Here is a 19,867-nt window from a genome sequence, read left to right as displayed (position 1 = left end):
CCCGGCAGGCGGGTTACGGCAGGGTCCACTTCTGGTTGGCGGCGGCCAGGCAGGTCCACAGGTGGACGGCCTGGCCGTCGGCGGCGCTGTTGTCCGACACGTCCAGGCACTTGCCCGACTGCGGGTTGCGCAGGGTGCCGTCGGCCTGCGCCGACCAGTTCTGCGCGCCGCTGCCGTTGCACGTCCAGAGTTGGATCTTCGTGCCGTCGGCGGAGCCTCCGCCGGAGACGTCGAGGCATTTGCCCAGTGCCTTGACCGTGCTGTTCGGGGTGACCGTCCAGGTCTGTGCGGCGGTGCCGTTGCAGGTGTAGATCTGGATCTGGGTGCCGTCGGTGGTGGCCGCGTTGCGCACGTCCAGGCACTTGCCGCCGAGCCCGACGACCGGCCCGGTGCCCGGGGTGGTGCCGCTGGTGACGAACGCGAACGTGTCGAGGTCGAACAGCGCCCCGGTGCCCCCGGCGAAGGTGAGGTAGAGCGTGCCGGTGCTGGCCGGCGCGCCGGAGATGGCACCGGTGACGGTGGTGAAGGTCTCCCAGCCGCCGGTGACCGGGACGGCCGCCTGGCCCAGCACCGTGCCGGTGGGCGAACCCATCCGCACCTGGAGGGTGCCGCCGACGCCGTTGGAGGAGACCCGGGCGCTGAACGAGGTGGCCTTGTCGAGCCGGTACGGCTCGAACGCGATCCAGTCGCCGTTGTCGATGCTGCCGACGGTCCGGCCGCCCTCGGCCGGGGCCTTGTCGTAGAGGGTCACCCCCGAGGAGGTCTTGAGGTGCTCGGCCTGGCGCTTGCGCGGCTGGAGGGTGTGCTGCTGGTGGGTGGTCAGCCCGCCGGCGTCGGTGTACTCGGCGTCGAAGACGGCGAAGATGTTCGCCGCGTCGTCGTGCTCGCCGTCGACCGGGATGATGATCGAGCCGGAACAGCCGTTCTTCGAGGTGATCTGGTGGCCGTGCTGGTCGTGGCCGAGCACGTAGGTCATCTTGACCTTGGCGCAGTCGATGGTGCCGTCCTCGGGGTCGGTGACGGTGATGCTGAACGGCACCGTGTCGCCGTAGGAGAAGAGCGAGCCGTTGGCCGGGCCGGTGATGGTGACGCTCGGGGCGGTGTTGCCGACGCCGATCTGCACGCTGGCGGTGCCGGTCGCGCCCTGCGGGTCCCGGACGGTCAGGGTGACGTCGTAGGTGCCGTTGGCGGTGAACGTCTTGCTGGGGTTGGCCGCCGTGGAGGTGGTGCCGTCACCGAAGGCCCACGAGTAGGTCAGCGCCCCGCCCTCCGGGTCCGACGACCCGGCCGACGAGAAGTTCACCGTCAGCGGGGCCGCCCCGGAGGTCCTGTCGGCGGCGGCGGCGGCGGTCGGCGCGCGGTTGCCACCGGCGACGTAGTCGTACCGGTACAGCGCCGAGTTGGCGTCACCGTTGAAGTAGCCGGTGCCGTAGTCGAGGACGTACAACGCGCCGTCCGGGCCGAAGGCGGAGTCCATGACCTGCCTGCCGTTCCAGGGGAACGACGCGTCGATGGCGCCCCGGGAGCCGTCGGCGTTGACGTGGATGGGCTTGATCCAGCCCCGGCCCAGCTCGGCGGCGAAGAACTGGCCGTCGAAGGACTGCGGGAACTTCGTGGTGGACGGGTTCGACGCGCTGTAGCGGTAGACCGGGCCGGCCATCGGCGACTCGGATCCGCCACCGAACTCCGGCGGGCTGCCGGCGTCACCGGCGTACCGGATCCAGGCCGGCTGCGCCCCGGGCAGGGCGGGCAGGCCGGTGTTGCGGAACGAGTTGTTGGTCGGCCCACCGGCGCAGTTGTACTTGGCGCCGGCGGTGCCGGCGGCGAAGTCCCACTCCGCGTACGTCTCGGTGGCGGTGTTGGTGCCGGTGCAGTACGGCCAGCCGTAGTTGCCCGGCCCGGTCACCCGGTTGAACTCGACCTGCCCGCTGGGGCCGCGCGTGCCGGTGGTGCCGGCGTCCGGGCCGTAGTCGCCGACGTAGACGACCCCGGTGGCCTTGTCCACGCTCATCCGGAACGGGTTGCGGAACCCCATCGCGTAGATCTCCGGACGGGTCCGCGCGGTGCCCGGGGCGAACATGTTCCCGGCCGGGACGGAGTAGCTTCCGTCCGCGTTCACCTTGATCCGCAGGATCTTGCCGCGCAGGTCGTTGCTGTTGGCCGCGCTGCGCTGCGCGTCGTACGCGGGGTTGCGGTTGGTCCGCTCGTCGATCGGCGCGTAGCCGGCGGAGTCGAACGGGTTGGTGTCGTCGCCGGTCGACAGGTACAGGTTCCCGGCCGCGTCGAAGTCGATGTCCCCGCCGACGTGGCAGCACATGCCCCGGTCGGCTGGCACGTCCAGGATGTTGACCTGGCTGGACGTGTTCAGCGTCCAGTTGGCGTCGAGGGTGAACCGGGACAACCGGTTGACGCCCTGCCAGGCGGAGAAGTCCGTGCCGGTGGCCGGGGCGTCCCCGGCGGGGGTGGACAGCGGCGGGGCGTAGTACAGGTAGACGTGCCGGTTGGTGGTGAAGTTCGGGTCCACCCCGACGCCCTGGAGGCCCTCCTCGTCGTGGGTGTAGACGGGGATCGTGCCGACCACGGTGGTGGTGCCGGCCGCGTCGGTGCGCCGCAGCGTGCCGTTGCGGGCGGTGTGCAACACCGACCGGTCGGGCAGCACCGCGATGGTCATGGGCTCGCCGACCTCGGCTACCCCCTTGGCCAGGGTGACCTGCTGGAAGTCGGTGGGGGTGATGGTGTGGGCCTGGGCGGGGGCCGGGCTGCCGAGGGCAACCAGCCCGGCGGCGGCGACCAGTAGTAGCGCGGAGCTGACCGACGCCGTTTGCCGGCCGGACGCGCCGTCGTGTGTGGACACTGTCTGTCCGTCCCTTCCTGACGTTCGAATGCCAGGGCGGGGCGCGCGCCGTCGCGCCGGATGCCGTAGCGGGGGAGGGGGGTCGATGGATCACCGCGCCGCCGGTTCACCTCGCCGAAACACTTTCGTGTTGGCGAAGACATTAAGCTGCTTCGATCTCGCTGTCCATACCTTCTGCCCGGCCGCGGCGAACTTTCGCTTGAATCACGAAAAGCCCCGCCGTTGCGGCCTGGACGTGCCGTCGGTCTTCGGCAACCCGACCAGCGGGCAACCCGCGATGCTGATCGGTGATCCGCCCACCCCGGCGGCGCCGGAACTGGCCCCGGGGCGGCGCCGTTGGCCAGGGCGCCGCCCCGGGCCGGCGGGCGGCCGGCCCGGGGCGGGGCCGTCAGGGAGCCCAGGGGCCGGCGACGTTCCAGGTGCTGTCCGCCGCCCACAGCCCGGGTGAGTTGTACGCCGCCCCGCCGGCGCCGTTGCTCAGCCAGACCTCCGAGGCGTAGTGGCGCAGGAACGATCCCCGGAAGTTGTACGACTCCAGCGACACGCCGCTGCCGGTGAGCCCGGTCCGGGCGCACCAGGTCGCGTCGGCGCGGAGCAGGGCGGACCCGTCGTCGGGGGAGTTGCGGACCCGGGACTCGACGTGCCGCAGGTACTGACCCGGGAAGTTGACGGACTCGAACGAGTAGCAGCTCGGGTCGGCCAGGCCGGGCCGGATCGTGTACGTGGCGTCGTTCTTGAGCAGCGCGGGGCTGTCCGCGGTGACGATCTCGGTGTAGGCGAGGCTGTCCCGGTGCCGGAGGTACCGGTCGGTGTAGCCCGGGGTCGTCACCTGCAACGACCGCCGGGTGTCGACCGGCAGGGCGACCGGCTGGCTGCTCCCGCCCGACCGGGACGCGTCGATCAGCCCCCGGTTCGCCGCACGGACCCGGTCCTCGTCCATCTTGACGACCCGACGGTCGTAGGTGAGGAACCCGTTCAGCTCGCCTTCGACATCGGTGATCTCGGTGTACACCGAGGCGCTGAGGCCGGTGCCGAGCATCAGGTTCCGGGTGCCCTGCACGAGGCCGACGTACCGGTCGGTCAGCGCTGTGGAGTTCGGCAGCCACTCGTACGCGAAGAAGCCCCCGCTCGGGCTGTGCTCGTGCCCCGGTGTCCGCAGCCCCAGGCCGCCGAACTCACCGAGCACCGCGATCCGGGAGGCTGACGGGGCCGGCGAGGCGGGGCCGAGATAGACGTGCCAGTCGTCGATGTCGCCGTTGCCGGGGTCGCCCAGGGACTGGCAGCAGTTGTGGCCGCTGTGCACGTTCACCAACCGGGTCGGGTCCTGGTTCTTCACGTTCTGCCCCATGCGGCGGGTGTCGGCCAGCGCACGCTCGCCCCACCCCTCGTTGTAGACCGTGTAGGCGACCACCGCGGGGCTGCTCCGGTGCTCGTCGACGATCTCCCGTGCCTCGGCCTCGAACTGGGCCTGCTGGGCGTTGTCGGCGTTGACGTCCTGCGCGGTCATCGACGGGAGGTCCTGCCACACCAGCAGGCCGAGCCGGTCGGCGTGGTAGAACCACCGCTGCGGTTCGACCTTGATGTGCTTGCGCACCATGTTGAACCCGAGGTCCTTGTGTTTTTGCAGGTCGAAGGCGAGCGCCGCGTCGGTCGGCGCGGTGTAGAGGCCGTCGGGCCAGTAACCCTGGTCGAGCGTGCCGACCTGGAACACGAACTGGCCGTTGAGCTTCGGCCGCAGCACGCCGCCGACCAGGCCGGTGGTGATCTCCCGCATCCCGAAGTAGTGCGTCGTCCGGTCCACCTGGCCGCCGCCGGGACCGCGCAGGGTGACCCGCAGGTCGTAGAGGAACGGGTCGTCGGGGGACCAGCGCCGGGCGTTCGGCACGGGCACGCTGAACTCGGCGAAGCCACCGACGGCGGACCCCACCACGGTCGCCCCGTTCAGCGCCTCGGCGAGGACGCTGTGCCCGGTGACGTCGCCACGGGTGAACACCCGGACCCGGAGGGTGTCGTCGGCCAGGTTCGGGTACACGTCCACGCTGCTGATCGACGCGGTCGGCACCGGTTCGAGCCAGACGGTCTGCCAGATGCCGGAGTTCGGGGTGTAGAAGATGCCGTTCGGCGTCTTGGTCTGCTTGCCGATCGGGGGCAGGCTGCCGTTCTGTCGGCTGTCGGTGGGGTCCCACACCTTGACGACGATCTCGTTCGTTCCGTCGTTGAGCTGCGCCGTGACGTCGAGGGTGAAGCCGTCGTAGCCGCCGGTGTGCTGGCCGGCCCGGGCGCCGTTGACCCAGACGGTGGTCTGCCAGTCGACCGCGCCGAAGTGCAGGAGCGTCCGCCGGCCGGACCAGTGCGACGGGACGGTGAAGGTGCGCCGGTAGAACAGGTAGTGGCGGTTGTCGGCGGCGGCACGTCGCACGCCGGACAGGGCGCTCTCCACCGGGAACGGCACGTTGACGCGTTCGGGAAGGTCGGCGCCGAACTGCGGGGCGTCGTTGGTGGCGGACTGGCGTAGCTGCCACTCGCCGTTGAGGTTGAGCCAGTCGGGGCGGGTCATCTGCGGTCGGGGGTACTCCGGCAGGGGGGTGCCGGCGAGCGCCTGGCTGGTCCACGGGGTGGTCAGCGGGGGCGTCTTGGCGGGCACCGCGTGCGCGGTGGCCACCGGCGCGAGCAATCCGGCCAACAGGGCGAGGGCGGCCAGGAGGGGAAGGCTGCGGACGCGGACGTGTCGTGTCATGCCGTCTCCGATGGGGGCGGGCCGGCGCGGGCGGTGGGTGGGCCCGTGGGGCGGGGGCCGGCGTCGTCCGGCCCCCGCCCCGCGCCGGTCAGGGGTAGTTGGTCAGGTAGACCACCTGGTTGGCGGTGTTGGCGGTGCCGCCGCTGTTGTTGACGACCCGGTTGATGGTGCCGACCCCGCCGAGCGAGACGGTGACCATGTTGGTGAACCGGACGTTCGGGTTCGTCGGCGCCTCGAGGGCCCGGTCGGCGACCACCGCCGGGTTGACGTTGAAGTAGCAGTAGCTGCCCAGCCCCCACGCCTGGTGGCTGGTGACCGAGTCGGCCACCTTGTACGCGGCGTAGCCCCGGGTCGCCCCGTTCGTCCAGGCGGCCTGGTTGGGTGGGTCGTACGGCATCTCGTTCTGGTAGAAGTACGTCCGGCCGCCGTTGCCGTTCCAGACGGTCTGGTGCTTCTGGTAGTGCTCGACGAACAGGCCGTACATGGTGACGTCGTCGCCGTTGACGGTCAGCCCGGTGTCGGCGGTGTTCACCGTCCAGCCGACGCCGTCGCCGTGGTCGGCGCGCCACAGCCACATGTGGTCGCCGATGACGTCGTCGCTGTTGACGGTCAGGGTGTTGGTGGCCCGGCCGACGCCCGGCCCGCCGATGCGGAAGAAGACGTCGTGCAGCGAGATCGGGTTGGCCGAGTGGTCGGCCGACGACCCGGGCGGGCCGACCTCCATGAGCACCGGCGAGGCGGTCTGCCCGGCCTCGAACATGATGCCGGCCACCTTGACCCCGTCGACGTCGGCGACCCGCATGCCGACCGCGCCGTTGTCGGTCTGGATGGTGGCCAGGCCGAGCCCGAGGATCACCGTGTCGGCGCGGTTGACCTTGATCGGCTCGGTGACGCGGTGCACGCCGGGGGTGAACAGCAGGTGCCGGCCCTGGGCGAGCGCGGCGTTGATGGTGGCCGCGCTGGTGCCCGGCCGGACGACGAAGAACTGGCTCAGCGAGATGGACGAGCCGGCCGGGGTCTTGCCGTACCAGCTCGTGCCGGTGGAGTTGGTGCGCAGGGCCGGGACGAACACCCGGTACTCGCCGGTGCCGTCGACGTAGAGGAACGGCTTCTCGCGGATCTGCGGGGTCTGCGCGATGACGGTGTGCGACGGGTTCGGGAAGTGCGGCGGGGGCGCGCCGGTCACGCCCTGGAAGACCATGTTCCACACCGAGCCGGTCCAGCCGTTGCCGAACTCGCTGTTGCGCGAGTACCACTGCTGCTGGGAGCCGGAGACGACGAGCCCGTCGATGCGGGTGTCGGCGAGCAGGCCGCCGCTGGACCAGCCGTCGCCGCCGTTCCAGAGCTGAATCTGGTTCTGCGCGCCGCGCAGGTGCATCCGGCGGTACGGCGCGGCCTGCGACACCGCCCAGCGTTCGACGGTCACCCCGGCGGGCAGGGTGACCGACAGGTTCTCCGCGGCGCGCCAGAAGTTCTGTGTCGCGTTGCCGCCGAACCAGCCCGCCTCGACCCGGACGTGGCCGTTCAGGTTCACGTCGTCGGGGCTCATGCCCAGCCCGGCGACCTGGGTGAAGAAGCCGAGGTTGACGTCGGCGGTGTAGGTGCCGGGCTTGAACAGCACGGCGTACCGCTGCGGGCCGAACTGGTTGGTCTCCTGCTGGGAGAAGAGGGTGTTCAGCCGGCCCTGGATGGTGGCCGTCGGCGTCGACGGGTCGAAGACGAAGGTGTTCGGGCCGAAGTTCGGGTTGCGCGGGTCGGTGGGCTCGACCGGGTCGACGACTCCGCCGCTCTCGCCGTAGACCTGGAACTCCCACAGCGAGTAGCCGTAGCCGGTGGCCCGGGTGGTGCCGTACATCCGGACGTACCGGCCGCTGCCGGTGACGGGCACCGTCTGGGTGCCACCGGTGCCGGTGGCGGTGCTCCAGACGGTGGTCCAGGTGGTGCCGTTGTCGGAGGTCTGGATCTGGAACGCCCGCGCGTGCGCGGCCTCCCAGACCAGGGTGACCTGGCTGAGGGTGGCCTGGACCCCGAGGTCGACCTGAAGCCACTGGGGGTCGCTGAAGGCACTCGACCAGCGGGTGCCGGTGTTGCCGTCGACCGCCGCCGACGCCGGGAAGCCGGCGCCCTCGGTCGACGACGCGGTGGCCGGGCGGCCCTGGGACAACAGCGCCGGCGCGGCGTGCGCCGGCGGGGCCAGGGCGGTCGGCGTCAGGGCCGCGACGAGCGCGACGACCACGCCGACGACGGTACGCCGCCAGGGCCGTCGGCCCGTTCTCGGGCGTGCGGGGGTGACACGAGATGTCATGGCTTCGCCTGTCGGTAGGGGGTGCGGACGCCGGGCGCGACGGGGCTGAGGAGAGCGGCCACGGGTGCCGGGATGGTGCCGCCGGGCCGGCCCCGCGACCGGAGAGCGCTCTCTCCCGAGTGTTGCGGCCGTGTTGCGCGGGCGTCAAGACATCGATCTATAGCAGTGTTATTTATCCCGGTTTGCTATTTATGGTGGTTATCGACCGCCGGCCGCAGCCCTCCGGTGGCGAGCAGCCGGGCCACCGGCAGGGTGGCGGCGCCGAGCGCGACCGCGTCCACGCCGAGCCGGCACAGTTCGATCGACGCCTGCTCGTACGGCTGGCGCAGCGCCTGCCGCCCGGCCGCCTCGCGGACCTCGGGCAGCAGGCCGCCGAGCGCCATCGCCACCCAGCCGCCCAGCACCACCCGCTCGGGATTGAACAGGTTGATCAGGTTGGCGACCCCGGCGCCGAGGTAGCCGGCGGTCTCGTCCAGCACCCGACGGGCGGTGGGCGAACTGGCGGCCGCCTCGACCAGGGCGGCGATCCGGGACTCCTCGTCCTCGCCGGGCACCGCCCGGCCGCCCTGGGCCTCCCGGTAGCGGTCGATGATCGCCTCGGCGCCCACGTACGCCTCCAGGCAGCCCCGGGCCCCGCAGCGGCAGGTCCGGCCGCCGTACACCAGGGTGGTGTGCCCCCACTCGCCGGCGCTGCTGGACGTTCCCCGGTAGGAGGCCCCGTTGGTCACCAGGGCTGCGCCGACGCCGGACCCGACCAGGGCGAACACGGCGTGCCGGGCGCCGCGTCCGGCTCCGAACCACATCTCCGCCTGGCCGAGGGTGTTGGCGCCGTTGTCGATGTGCAGCGGCAGGTCGGTGCCCGACCGGATCAACCGCTCCAGCGGCACCCGGTCCCAGCCGAGGGCCTGGGCGTGCACCACCGCCTCGGCGCCCTGCTCCACCACGCCCGACACGCCGATCCCGACGCCGAGCACGTCGGCGGGGGACAGCCGGGCCTGGGTGGTGACCGCGTCGATGCCGGCCAGCACATGTCCGGCGACCGTCGCCGGTTCGGTGCGCGCCGGGTCCAGCGGGTAGCCGGCGCGGGCCAGCAGGGTCATGGCGAAGTCGAACAGTTCGACCCGGATCAGGGTCTCCCCGACGTCCACCCCGATGACGAAGGCGAACCGGGGCGCGACCCGCAGCAGCATGCTGGGACGGCCGCCGTCGGACTCGGCCGCGCCGGCCTCGACGACGAGCCCCTCGCCGATGAGGTCGCTGACCACGTTGCTGATCGCGGGCTGGCTGAGACCGGTGCTGCGCATCAGGTCCTGCCGGGTCAGCGGGCCGTCGAGGAAGAGCCTGGACAGCAGCGCCGACCGATTCCGCAGCCGCACGCTCCGATTCGTCGCTCGCGCCAACTCCACCCCGCCACCTCGATCCCCGGGCCGTCCGGGGCGACTGTACGACCCGGGGGTTGACGGCCCTGCGGACAACCACTTTAATGACGACATTAATTAAGCCGTGATGTAACTTCCACGACACGGTGCGCGAACCTTCGGATCGACGGCCCTGGATCTCCGGCTGCCGGGCCCTCGCGCACGCCACCGCACCGACACACCCCCACCACCAGAACCGGAAGGGCCGATCGTGTCGAGACGTCGCCTCGCGATATTCACCGCCGCCGTCCTGGCTGCCGCCCCGCTCACCGCCTGCGGTGGCTCGGACGACCCGTCCGGCGGATCCGCCAGGACCCTCACCTACTGGGCCAGCAACCAGGGGGCGAGCCTGGAAGCCGACAAGCAGATCCTCCAGCCCGAGTTGGACCGGTTCGAACAGCAGACCGGCATCAAGGTCACCGTGGAGGTGGTGCCCTGGTCGGACCTGCTCAACCGGCTGCTCGCCGCCGCCGCCTCCGGACAGGGCCCGGACGTGGTGAACATCGGCAACACCTGGTCGGCGTCGTTCCAGGCGACCGGGGCGATGGTCGAGTTCGACGACGCCACCCTGGCAAAGGTCGGCGGCAAAGAGCGGTTCGTCCCGGCCGCGCTCGCCGCCGCCGGGGCCCCGGGCAAACCGCCCGCGGCGGTGCCGCTCTACAGCCTCGCCTACGCCCTCTACTACAACAAGAAGGCGTTCGCCGACGCCGGCATCACCACCCCGCCGGCCACCTGGGAACAGGTGGCCGAGGTCGGCCGGAAGCTGACCGGCGGCGGCCGGTGGGGCCTCGCCGTCGAGGGCGCCAACCCCTCGGAGAACGCGCACCACGCCTTCACCTTCAGCCAGCAGCACGGCGGCGAGTGGTTCGACGCCGCCGGCAAGCCGACCTTCGACACCGCGCAGAACGTCGCCGCGGTCAAGCGGTACGTCGACCTGATGGCCACCGACAAGATCATCAACCCGAGCAACGCCGAGTACGCGCAGAACCAGTCGGTGTCCGACTTCGCCAACGGCAAGGCGGCGATGCTGCTCTGGCAGGCCGTCGGGGCGAACCTCAAGTCCCAGAACATGGCCGCCGACGCGTACGGCGTGGCCCCCGTGCCGTTCCTGGCCGCCCCGCCGGCCGGCGGCAGGAAGGTCAACAGCATGGTCGCGGGGATCAACATCGCCGTGTTCAAGCACACCAGGAACCCCGACGCCGCCCTGGAGTTCGTGAAGTTCATGACCAGCGACGCCGAGCAGGTGACGCTCAACAGGACGTACGGATCGCTGCCGCCGGTCACGACCGCCGCCAGCGATCCGGCGTTCGCCGCCCCCGAGCAGAAGGTGCTCCAGGAAACCCTCGCCACCACCGCGGCCCCGCTGCCCCAGGTGCCCGACGAGAGCACCTTCGAGACGCTCGTCGGCACCGCCATCAAGGAACTCTTCGCCGACGCCGCCAGCGGCAAGCCGGTCACCGAGGAGAGCGTCCGGCAGAAGCTGAGCCAGGCCCAGCAGCAGATGCGCTGATCCGCCGGACCGGTGGCCGTGGCGGGGACGCCGACCCCGCCACGGCCACCCAGCGAGAGGACCACGATGGCCACCACCACCGTCCACGACGCCACCGGGCGGGACGGGCCGCCCCGGGCCGGGGCACCGCAGAACCGCCCCCGTCGACCCCGCCGGTCGCTCCTGCCGTACCTGCTGCTCGCCCCGGCCGTCGTGCTGGAACTGGCGATCCACGTCGTGCCGATGCTCGTCGGCGCCTGGATGAGCCTGCTCCAGCTGACCCAGTTCCACATCCGCGACTGGTCCACCGCCCCGTTCGTCGGCGCCGAGAACTACCGGATGGTGCTCGACTTCGACTCCGCCGCCGGAGCCGAACTGCTGCGCTCCTTCCAGGTGACCGTGCTCTACACGGTCTGCTCGGTCGGCCTCTCCTGGGTGCTCGGCACCACCGCCGCCGTGCTGCTGCAACGCCCGTTCCGCGGCCGGGGCCTGCTGCGCGCGCTCTTTCTCACCCCGTACGCCCTGCCGGTCTACACCGCCGTGATCACCTGGAGTTTCCTGTTCCAGCGCGACAACGGCCTGGTCAACCACGTGTTGGTCGACCAGTTGCACCTGCTCGGCGACCGGCCGTTCTGGCTGATCGGCGACAACAGCTTCGTCGCGTTGCTGACCGTGTCGGTCTGGCGGTCCTGGCCGTTCGCCTTCCTGTGCGTCATGGCCGGCCTCCAGAACATCCCGGCCGACCTGTACGAGGCCGCCGCGATGGACGGCGCCGGCTTCTGGCGGCGGTTGCGCTCGGTGACCCTGCCCATGCTGCGTCCGGTCAACCTGGTGCTGCTGCTGGTGCTGTTCCTGTGGACCTTCAACGACTTCAACACCCCGTACGTGCTGTTCGGCGGCTCCGCGCCGGAGCAGGCCGACCTAGTCTCCATCCACATCTACCGCAGCTCCTTCAAGACCTGGGACTTCGGCTCCGGCTCCGCGATGTCGGTGGCGCTGCTGCTGTTCCTGCTCCTGGTCACCGCCGGGTACCTGCTGCTCACCAACCGCCGGAGGAACGATGCGTGAGACCACCGCCGAGCGCTGGGCCCGCCGGACCGTGTTGACCCTGCTCACGCTGTTCGTCCTCGTCCCGCTCTACGTTATGGTCAGTTCGGCGGTCAAACCGCTCCAGGACGTGCAGAACGCCTTCACCTGGTGGCCCCGCCGTCCCACGGTCGACGCGTTCGTGGACATGTGGTCGACCGTGCCGCTGGGCCGCTACCTGGTCAACAGCCTGGTCGTCTCCTCGGTGGCGGCGGTCCTGTCGGTGGCCGTGGCGATCTTCGCGGCGTTCGCGGTCAGTCGCTACCGGTTCCGCGGCCGGGGCCTGTTCTCGGTGACCGTCCTGTCCACCCAGATGTTTCCCGGCATCCTGTTCCTGCTGCCGCTGTTCCTGATCTACGTCAACCTGGGCAACGCCACCGGCATCCAGTTGTACGCCAGCCGCACCGGCCTGATCCTCACCTACCTCACCTTCTCGCTGCCGTTCTCGATCTGGATGCTGGTCGGCTACTTCGACTCCATCCCGCGCGGACTCGACGAGGCCGCCCAGGTCGACGGCGCCGGCCCGCTCCGCACGCTGTTCCAGGTGGTGCTGCCGGCGGCAGTGCCCGGAGTGGTCGCGGTGACCGTGTACGCGTTCATGACCGCCTGGGGCGAGGTGCTGTTCGCCTCGGTGATGACCAACGAGGGCAGTCGGACCCTGGCCGTCGGCCTCCAGGGCTACTCCACCCAGTTCAACGTCTACTGGAACCAGGTGATGGCCGCCTCGCTGGTGGTCAGCATCCCCGTCGTCGCCACTTTCCTGGCGTTGCAGCGCTACTTCGTCGCCGGCCTCACCGCCGGCGCGGTCAAGTGAACCCCGCCACCGTGTCCCGCGAGGAGAACCCCGACGTGCCCGACCTGTCCACGCTGCCAGCCGACTTCGTCTGGGGTGTCGCCACCGCCGCCTACCAGATCGAGGGCGGCGTCGCCGCCGACGGCCGGGCACCGTCGATCTGGGACACCTTCTGCCAGGTGCCCGGGGCCATCGACAACGGCGACAGCGGCGCCGTCGCCTGCGACCACTACCACCGGTGGCCGGAGGACGTGTCGCTGGCACGCGGCCTCGGCGTCGACGCGTACCGGTTCTCGGTGGCCTGGCCCCGGGTGCTACCCGCCGGCGTCGGCCCGGTCAACCCCAGCGGGCTGGACTTCTACGACCGGCTGGTCGACGCGTTGCTGGCGGCCGGGATCCGGCCGTTCGTCACGCTCTACCACTGGGACCTGCCGCAGGCCCTCCAGGACCGGGGCGGTTGGCCGGAACGGGCCACCGCCGAGGCGTTCGCCGACTACGCCGCGGTCGTCGCCGCCCGCCTCGGCGACCGGGTCGCCGACTGGACCACCGTCAACGAGCCGCTCTGCGTGTCCTGGATCGGGCACCTGGAGGGCCGGATGGCACCGGGCGAGCGGGATCTCGCCCGCGCGGTGCGTACCTCCCACCACACCCTGCTCGGCCACGGCCTGGCCACCCTGGCGGTCCGCGCCAACGCCGCCCGCCGGGCCTCCGTCGGGGCGGTGCTCAACCTCAGTCCCTGCGAGCCCGCCACCGACGATCCGGCGGACGTCGCCGCCGCCCGGCGGATGGACGGCCACGTCAACCGCTGGTGGCTGGACCCGCTGCACGGCCGCGGCTACCCCGCCGACATGCTCGCCACCTACCGGGTGGAACCGCCGGTACGCGGCGACGACCTCGCCGTGATCGCCGCGCCGACCGACTTCCTCGGGATCAACTACTACTTCCGGCAGGTCGTCGTCGACGACCCCGAGGGCCCCCCCGCCGTACGCCCGGCAGGTGCCGGTGCCGGGTGCGGTGGAGACCGCGATGGGCTGGGAGAGCCATCCGGCCGGGCTGGAACGGCTGCTGGTCGCGGTGCACGAGGAGTACGCGCCGTCCCGGATCCTCGTCACCGAGAGCGGGTCGGCCTGGCCGGACCACGTCACCGCCGACGGCACCGTGGAGGACCGGGAGCGCACCGACCACCTGGAGCGGCACCTGGCGGCCTGCGCCGCCGCCGTCGGCCGGGGCGTTCCCCTCGCCGGCTACTTCGTCTGGTCGCTGCTCGACAACTTCGAGTGGGCGTACGGCTACGACAAGCGGTTCGGCCTGGTGCACGTCGACTACCCCACCCAACGGCGCACGGTCAAGGCGAGCGGGCTGCGGTACGCCGACCTGATCCGCGCACACCGGCAGCGCACCGGACCGGCGAGGGCGGTCCCGGTACGCCGATGACGGGCCGACGGGGCCCGGGAACCCCTGGGTGTCGCGCCGGGTGACGCCCAGGGGCCCGACCCGACGGCCCTCAAGTGTCGGTGCTCTCTGCGATGCTTCGTTCGCGTTTCGTGTCGGTGGTGGAGGGTGGTGGCGCGGCGGTGATGGGGCGTTCTCACGCGTTGTCCGGGGCGGTGGTGTGGCTGGGCGGCTGCGCGGTGGCGGCCGGGCTGGGGGCGCGGCCGGCGGTGGGCACCGTGGTGGTCGGCGCGGCCGTCACCGCTGGTGGGGCGCTGCTGCCGGACGTCGACCATCCCGGTTCGGTCATCGCCCGGTCGCTGGGTCCGGTGACCCGGCTGGTCGCCCAGGGCACGGCGGCGGGCGCGGCGGCGCTGCGCGGTGCCTCCTGCCGCTGCTGCGTGGGCAGGGGCGGGCACCGGGCGGTCACGCACACTCTGCTGTTCGCGGTTGCCGCCGGCCTGCTGGTGTCGCTGGCGTGTGGAGTCGGCGGGGACGTCGCTGCGGCGGTGGTCGCCGGGCTGGCCGCGGCGCTGGCCGCGCGTGGGGCCCTGCGCAGGCGCACGCGCGGCGCGTACGGGGCGGCGGCGGCCGGGCTGTTCGTCGGGGTGATGGCCGCTGCGCTGCCCGGCCCGGTCGCCGGATGGTGGTGGGTCGGTCTGCCGCTGGGCCTGGGCTGCCTGGTGCACTCCCTCGGTGACGCGTTGACCTTCAGCCGGGTGCCGCTGCTGTGGCCGATCCGGATCCGGGGCTGCCGGTGGGCGCCGCTGGGCATGTGGGCCCCGCTGCGCTTCCGCACCGGCTCGGCTGCCGAACTGTTCCTGGTCGTGCCCGCCCTGATCGTGCTGGGCGCAATCAGCGCCTGGACCCTGATCGCGCCGTAGCCACTGCCGCTCCGCGCCACTGGACCCGAGACGCGCTTCGAGCTGCCAGCTCCTTCACGCCAGGTCGACGACCCGCACGACGTTCCGTCCTGCGCGTGCTTCCTGGCTGGAGCGAGATTGTCCTGCCCCTGTGCTCTAATCCCGTCATGCATGTCGTCGTCTGCGGCGCACTCGTGGAGAACGGCGCGGTGCTGCTGGTGCACCGCAGCCCGACCCGCCGGGCATACCCGGATCTCTGGGATCTGCCCGGGGGGCACGTCGAAGCGGGTGAGTCGGAACTACAGGCACTCTCGCGCGAGATGCACGAGGAGCTCGGGGTTCACATCGTGGCGGAGTCCTCGTCACGGCTGGGCGACCTGCATGCCGGCAGCGGCCGGGAGGCCGTCCACGTGGGCGTCTGGCGCATCAGAGACTGGGTCGGCTCTCCCACCAACCGTGCCCCTGAGGAGCACGACGACGTCGCATGGGTCGGGATCAGCGAGCTGGGAGGCATTCCCCTCGTGTTCGGCGCCCTGCCGGCGTTGCTCCGTTCCCTGCCTGAGCCTGACCGGCTGTCTCGGCGCGGCGAGGCACGGACAACCGCATCGCCGAGCGGCCCGTAGATCCAGCGCTGCTCGCACTTCGTCCGGGCTGAAAGAAGCGTGAACCATCCTCCCAGCGGTGCACGTGCACGAGGTGTACGCAGATACGCCAGGCAACTGGCAACCAGGCGGGAGTGGAACAGCATGGCCAAGAACGTTCAGAATCGGCGACGGGCAAAGATTGTCGGCCTGCTCGCCGTTGCCGCCACGGTGGGGACGCTCGCGTCCGCGAGTCCGGCCCTCGCGGCCACCGGCGCGACGGGGGTGTGCAGCAAGGGCAACTACAGCTCGTACCTCGAATTTCCGTATCGCGGCGGCCTGACCACGTACGTTGCGCCGCCGGGTGGCTGCTCCTCGGTCCACTTCGGCAAGTACACCAGCGAGCCGGTGAACGTCTACGGCTACAAGGACGGCGTCACGGTCTACCTCGGCACCCGGAACATCAACGACCTGAAGAAGAGCGTGTTCAGGACGTACGGCAGCATTCCCGGGTCGCCGTACTTCACCCTGTCGGGATCCTGACCCGTCGCAGGAGCGCCGAGGTGAGGCGGCACGCGCCTCACCTCGGCCCCGCAGGTGTGCGACACCAGGCCGCAGGGACAGCTCGGTCGGCGACGACCCGGTCGATGCGGGCCCGGGTGCCGGTGGCGGGGGTGTCTCAGTCGAGGTCGGCGAGGTCCAGCACGAAGCGGTAGCGGACGTCGCCGCGTTCGAGACGGTCGAAGGCCTGCTGGATCTGGGCGGAGGGCAGCAGCTCGATGTCGGCGGTGATGCCGTGCTCGGCGGCGAAGGACAACAGTTCGGCCGTGTGCCTGGTGCCACCGGTCCCCGACGAGCTGAGCTTCTTGCGGCCGAAGCTCAGTTCCATGAGGTTCACCGGTGTCTGCATGGGGAAGCCGAGCACGCTGAGAGTGCCCTCGAGGGTCAGCAGCCGCAGCAACGGCGACAGGTCGTGCGGGCCGGAGACGGTGTCCAGGATGAGGTCGAATCGACCGGCGGCCCGCGCGAGCTGGGCGTCGTCGGTCGTGACGAGCAGATCGGTGGCGCCGAGTTTGCGGGTGTCGTCGGCCTTGCCCGGGGTGCGGCTCAGCACGGTCACCTCGGCGCCGAGCGCGGCGGCGAGCTTGACCCCCAGATGCCCGAGGCCCCCGAGGCCGGCGGTCGCCACCCGGCTGCCGGAGCCGATTCCCGCCTCGCGCAGGGGTTCCCACATGGTGATGCCGGCGCACATCAGCGGAGCCGCACCGGCCGGGTCGAGGCCGGCGGGCAGCCGGTAGGCGAACTTCTCCCGCAGCACGTACTCGCGGCTGTACGCCCGTGACCGCCAAGGGCGCAGCTACCAGTCGCCGCATCCTGGACGCCGCCGCCGTCGAGTTCGCCGAACGGGGCATCGCCGGAGCCCGGATCGACCGCATCACCGCAGCGGCGCGCACGAACAAGGCCCAGGTGTACGGCTACTTCGGCAGCAAGGACGGCCTGTTCGACGCCGTCATCGCCGACCGCGCCGATCAACTCACGGGCGCGGTCCCGTTCGACGCGGACGACCTGCCCGGATCGGCGGTCGCGATGTACGACGAAAACCTGCGCGACCCGCAGCTGGTCCGGCTGCTGACCTGGCTACGCCTGGAACGGCAGCCCACCGGCAGCCTGGGTCGAGCCGCCGACCACGAGTCGAAGCTGGCGGCGATCGCCCGGGCCCAGGCCGCCGGCCGGGTGCGCGCGGGCGACCCCTCCGACCTGTTCGCCCTGGTCCTCAGCATGGCGTTCTCCTGGTCGGCGGCCAGCATCGTCTACGCCGCGACCGCCGACGAACCCGAGGCGGACCACGACCGGCGGCGCAGGCTCCTGGCCGCATGCGTCCGGGACGCGATCTCACCGGGCGCGGCGCCACCGGACTGACCCCCTTCGCCCCCGGTGGGTGCGCCCCCGGCGCGACGTGCCTGATCCGTCGGCTCGGTGACCATGGCGGTTGAATAGTCTTGACTCGGATAGTCTTGACTCGGACTTTCTTGGGTCGTACGGTTTCGCGTATGGTCATCTCACCGTCCTCATACTGGACAGGCCGGCTGCCCGAGGCGGCTCCGCCGGCGGACATGGCGCTCTACCGTCTGCCCACCGGCACGTACACGACGCGAGCGGTGTTCGCCGTGACCGGAGGGTCCGTGCGGGACAAGCGGGATTTCGCGGCCACCGCCGTGCTCATCTCCCACCCGAAGGGCGACCTGCTCGTCGACGCCGGGTTCGGCGAGCAGGTGGCAGAGCACATCAAGATGCTGGCGCGCATGGAGCGCGCTCCCCACCGGCTCGGCCGGACCGCGGCGCAGCAGCTCGATGCGGCCGGCTATGACCGGTCCCGGCTTCTGGGCGTGCTCGTCACGCACGTGCACTGGGATCACGTCAGCGGCCTGGACTCCCTGCGGGTGCCGGTGTGGATCAACGAGGCCGAGCTCCGCTACGGCGCCGACGACTCGCACGGCAGGGTGTTCCGCGCGGTGTCGCAGGGCCTGGAGATCCGGGAGTACGCCTTCGACGGCCCGGAGTATCTCGGCTTTCCGGCGAGCTTCGACGTCTACGGAGACGGCTCGGTGGTCGTGGCCCTCGCCGCGGGGCACACCCCGGGTTCCGTCGTCGTGTTCGTCACGCTGCCCGCCGGGAAGCGGTATGCGTTCATCGGCGACCTCACCTGGCAGCTGGACGGCATCTCCCGTGGCGCGCAACGCCCGTGGCTGATGCGCCGCGTCGCCGACGTCGACGCCGGGGCCGTCCGGGTCGGCCTGCGGCGCAGCATCGCCCTCAGCCGCGTGGCGCAGGTCGTTCCGGCCCACGATGTCGCCGCCTACGACAGCATCCCGCTCCTGCCGTCCCGGTTCCCGGGCGTGACACTGTGACCATGCCTGCCTCACCTGTCCCGAGCCGCCCCGATCCGACGACCGACGACGAGGCGCCGCAGCGCCCCACTCTGGGACCGGGGCCCGACTCCGAGCTGACGTGGCTGCTCCACCGGGCGGCCCAGCGGATGCACGCACTCGTCGGCGCGGAAGCGGAACGCCACGGCCTGTCGCTGCGCGACCACATCGTCCTCAGCGCCCTGCACAAGACCGCCGATCTCACCCAGGTCGAACTCGGGCAAGCCCTCGGCATGGACAAGACGACCCTCGCCGCGGAGATCGACCGGCTTGAGCGCATGGAACTCGTCTCGCGGCGCGTCAACCCGCGAGACCGGCGGGCCCGCATCATCGCCATCACCCCGAAGGGCGACGCGGCGCGGGCGGCTGTCGCTGCCGGCACCGAGGCCCGCGAGGCCGACGCGGTCCGGCCCATCCCGGCGGCCGAGGTCGCACAGCTACGACGGGCCCTCTACCTCATCATCGGCTCGGCCGAAGACCCGGGATCGTGCATATGAACGCCTCCGACGACGTGGCCGACCGCATCGCCGCCGGCCGCGCCGTGTACGCCCGCAACCTCGGCGTCCCGGAGGACGAAGCCGAGCGCATGCTCGCGGGGCGAGCCGGCGCACAATACGCCCGGGAGGCCTTCCTCGCGGCCGGCGGACCCGGATGGTCCGGAACGGGACTGACCGACCGCGACCGCAGCGTCGCCGTCGTCGCCGCCCTCGTCGGCCAACACGTCGTCGATGCCCGGCTGGCCACCTACCTGAACGCCGCCCGCGCCGCCGGTGTCACCGAAGAGGGCCTGGGCGAGCTGATGGTGCTGCTGACCGCCTACCTCGGTCAGCCGGCGGCATCGGCCGCCATGGCCACCGTCCTGGGCACGGCGCCGCGACCCGCCGCGGTCGCCACCGACTGAGGCCGGACCCCGTCGATCAGCTGCAAGGCGGGGCCGGCTCTCCCGACCGCCCCGTTTCGCTCGGCCAACTCGTCCGGTTGCGGCGTCGCGTCCGGTCGGGGGTACGGCGATCCAGGCGTGGCGGTCGAATCGCGGAAAGTAGCGGATCTTCCGAAGCGTGCCCGACGCCTTGCGCTGAGTGTCGAGTCAGTAGTCACGGTCGTCCGCGCCCCAGGACCGCATCGTGAAACTAGGGGTTCAACTGGGCAAACATCCATTGTACGTTGCCGTCTACAGCTCGTGGCGTGGATCACGAACTGACCTGTAGTGCGGAAGGCAAGGTGATTGCAATGTCCACCATGACCGACGCGGCCATCACGGAGAGTGCCGCCATCGAGCTCACGGACACCACCGAGGTCGAGGTGGTCGAGATCGAATTCGACGAGCTGGGGCGTTTCGAGTCGCTCTCGATGTGCTGCAACGTCGCGTTCTGACCGATCTGA

Annotated in this window: 17 protein-coding genes and 1 pseudogene; 13 read left to right on the top strand and 5 right to left on the bottom strand. The window is 71.4% G+C overall.

The window, feature by feature from the left end; genetic code table 11:
* Positions 1-13 precede the first annotated feature (13 nt).
* The 4 genes from O7633_RS08245 to O7633_RS08230 form a co-directional block, all read right to left on the bottom strand.
* Positions 14-2,854, bottom strand: coding sequence for a PQQ-dependent sugar dehydrogenase (locus tag O7633_RS08245; protein ID WP_282327162.1), 2,841 nt, complete (start codon positions 2,852-2,854; stop codon positions 14-16).
* Between the two features lie 388 nt (positions 2,855-3,242).
* Positions 3,243-5,591, bottom strand: a complete 2,349-nt coding sequence (locus O7633_RS08240; protein ID WP_282327160.1) for an AbfB domain-containing protein — start codon at positions 5,589-5,591, stop codon at positions 3,243-3,245.
* An 88-nt stretch (positions 5,592-5,679) separates the two neighbouring features.
* Positions 5,680-7,896, bottom strand: coding sequence for a discoidin domain-containing protein (locus O7633_RS08235; protein ID WP_282327158.1), 2,217 nt, complete (start codon positions 7,894-7,896; stop codon positions 5,680-5,682).
* A 185-nt stretch (positions 7,897-8,081) separates the two neighbouring features.
* Positions 8,082-9,272 (bottom strand): ROK family transcriptional regulator, encoded by a 1,191-nt coding sequence (locus O7633_RS08230; protein WP_282327157.1) that lies wholly within the window; start codon positions 9,270-9,272, stop codon positions 8,082-8,084.
* 253 nt (positions 9,273-9,525) lie between these two features.
* Between O7633_RS08230 and O7633_RS08225 the strand changes: the two genes are divergently transcribed.
* From O7633_RS08225 to O7633_RS08195, 8 genes and pseudogenes are all read left to right on the top strand, one after another.
* Entirely contained in the window at positions 9,526-10,824 is a 1,299-nt protein-coding gene (locus O7633_RS08225; protein ID WP_282327155.1) for a sugar ABC transporter substrate-binding protein, read from the top strand.
* 66 nt (positions 10,825-10,890) lie between these two features.
* Entirely contained in the window at positions 10,891-11,871 is a 981-nt protein-coding gene (locus tag O7633_RS08220; protein ID WP_282327154.1) for a sugar ABC transporter permease, read from the top strand.
* Entirely contained in the window at positions 11,864-12,703 is an 840-nt protein-coding gene (locus tag O7633_RS08215) for a carbohydrate ABC transporter permease (RefSeq protein WP_282327152.1), read from the top strand. Before O7633_RS08220 ends, O7633_RS08215 begins: the two co-directional genes overlap by 8 nt.
* A pseudogene (locus O7633_RS33145) lies at positions 12,700-13,590 on the top strand (family 1 glycosylhydrolase); the annotation flags it as partial. The gene O7633_RS08215 and the pseudogene O7633_RS33145, both read left to right, overlap by 4 nt.
* 88 nt (positions 13,591-13,678) lie before the next feature.
* Positions 13,679-14,116, top strand: coding sequence for a family 1 glycosylhydrolase (locus O7633_RS33140; RefSeq protein ID WP_348776320.1), 438 nt, complete (start codon positions 13,679-13,681; stop codon positions 14,114-14,116).
* Positions 14,117-14,208: 92 nt separating this feature from the next.
* Positions 14,209-14,997 (top strand): metal-dependent hydrolase, encoded by a 789-nt coding sequence (locus tag O7633_RS08205; protein ID WP_282327151.1) that lies wholly within the window; start codon positions 14,209-14,211, stop codon positions 14,995-14,997.
* A gap of 146 nt (positions 14,998-15,143) precedes the next feature.
* The gene (locus O7633_RS08200; protein WP_282327150.1) at positions 15,144-15,599 is read left to right on the top strand and encodes an NUDIX domain-containing protein; all 456 of its coding nucleotides are present in this window, start codon (positions 15,144-15,146) and stop codon (positions 15,597-15,599) included.
* A 123-nt stretch (positions 15,600-15,722) separates the two neighbouring features.
* On the top strand, positions 15,723-16,100 hold the full coding sequence (locus O7633_RS08195; RefSeq protein WP_282327149.1) for a hypothetical protein: 378 nt from the start codon (positions 15,723-15,725) through the stop codon (positions 16,098-16,100).
* Between the two features lie 136 nt (positions 16,101-16,236).
* On the opposite strand, the gene O7633_RS08190 is transcribed toward O7633_RS08195, so the two are convergent.
* Positions 16,237-16,875: a zinc-binding dehydrogenase gene (locus O7633_RS08190; protein ID WP_282327147.1), complete on the bottom strand. Its 639-nt coding sequence runs from the start codon at positions 16,873-16,875 to the stop codon at positions 16,237-16,239.
* A 20-nt stretch (positions 16,876-16,895) separates the two neighbouring features.
* Between O7633_RS08190 and O7633_RS08185 the strand changes: the two genes are divergently transcribed.
* From O7633_RS08185 to O7633_RS08165, 5 genes are all read left to right on the top strand, one after another.
* The gene (locus tag O7633_RS08185; protein WP_282327146.1) at positions 16,896-17,477 is read left to right on the top strand and encodes a TetR family transcriptional regulator; all 582 of its coding nucleotides are present in this window, start codon (positions 16,896-16,898) and stop codon (positions 17,475-17,477) included.
* Between the two features lie 131 nt (positions 17,478-17,608).
* The gene (locus tag O7633_RS08180; protein ID WP_282327145.1) at positions 17,609-18,466 is read left to right on the top strand and encodes an MBL fold metallo-hydrolase; all 858 of its coding nucleotides are present in this window, start codon (positions 17,609-17,611) and stop codon (positions 18,464-18,466) included.
* A 2-nt stretch (positions 18,467-18,468) separates the two neighbouring features.
* Entirely contained in the window at positions 18,469-18,981 is a 513-nt protein-coding gene (locus O7633_RS08175) for a MarR family winged helix-turn-helix transcriptional regulator (RefSeq protein ID WP_278136174.1), read from the top strand.
* Positions 18,978-19,385 carry a carboxymuconolactone decarboxylase family protein gene (locus tag O7633_RS08170; RefSeq protein ID WP_282327143.1) on the top strand — a complete coding sequence of 136 codons (408 nt, stop codon included), beginning with the start codon at positions 18,978-18,980 and terminating at the stop codon, positions 19,383-19,385. Before O7633_RS08175 ends, O7633_RS08170 begins: the two co-directional genes overlap by 4 nt.
* A 284-nt stretch (positions 19,386-19,669) precedes the next feature.
* Positions 19,670-19,858 (top strand): hypothetical protein, encoded by a 189-nt coding sequence (locus O7633_RS08165; protein WP_278127761.1) that lies wholly within the window; start codon positions 19,670-19,672, stop codon positions 19,856-19,858.
* Positions 19,859-19,867: the final 9 nt, after the last annotated feature.

Source organism: Micromonospora sp. WMMD712, from assembly GCF_029581295.1.
Classification (GTDB): Bacteria; Actinomycetota; Actinomycetes; order Mycobacteriales; family Micromonosporaceae; genus Micromonospora; species Micromonospora carbonacea.
This window is presented reverse-complemented; position numbering and strand designations above follow the sequence as displayed.

Bases quoted from the DNA above. Each gene is read 5' to 3' on its own strand.
- O7633_RS08180 (WP_282327145.1), top strand. From the start codon at position 17,609: ATGGTCATCTCACCGTCCTCATACTGGACAGGCCGGCTGCCCGAGGCG.
- O7633_RS08235 (WP_282327158.1), bottom strand. From the start codon at position 7,896: ATGACATCTCGTGTCACCCCCGCACGCCCGAGAACGGGCCGACGGCCC.
- O7633_RS08215 (WP_282327152.1), top strand. From the start codon at position 11,864: ATGCGTGAGACCACCGCCGAGCGCTGGGCCCGCCGGACCGTGTTGACC.
- O7633_RS08170 (WP_282327143.1), top strand. From the start codon at position 18,978: ATGAACGCCTCCGACGACGTGGCCGACCGCATCGCCGCCGGCCGCGCC.
- O7633_RS08220 (WP_282327154.1), top strand. From the start codon at position 10,891: ATGGCCACCACCACCGTCCACGACGCCACCGGGCGGGACGGGCCGCCC.
- O7633_RS08240 (WP_282327160.1), bottom strand. From the start codon at position 5,591: ATGACACGACACGTCCGCGTCCGCAGCCTTCCCCTCCTGGCCGCCCTC.
- O7633_RS08175 (WP_278136174.1), top strand. From the start codon at position 18,469: ATGCCTGCCTCACCTGTCCCGAGCCGCCCCGATCCGACGACCGACGAC.
- O7633_RS08200 (WP_282327150.1), top strand. From the start codon at position 15,144: ATGCATGTCGTCGTCTGCGGCGCACTCGTGGAGAACGGCGCGGTGCTG.
- O7633_RS08205 (WP_282327151.1), top strand. From the start codon at position 14,209: ATGCTTCGTTCGCGTTTCGTGTCGGTGGTGGAGGGTGGTGGCGCGGCG.
- O7633_RS08195 (WP_282327149.1), top strand. From the start codon at position 15,723: ATGGCCAAGAACGTTCAGAATCGGCGACGGGCAAAGATTGTCGGCCTG.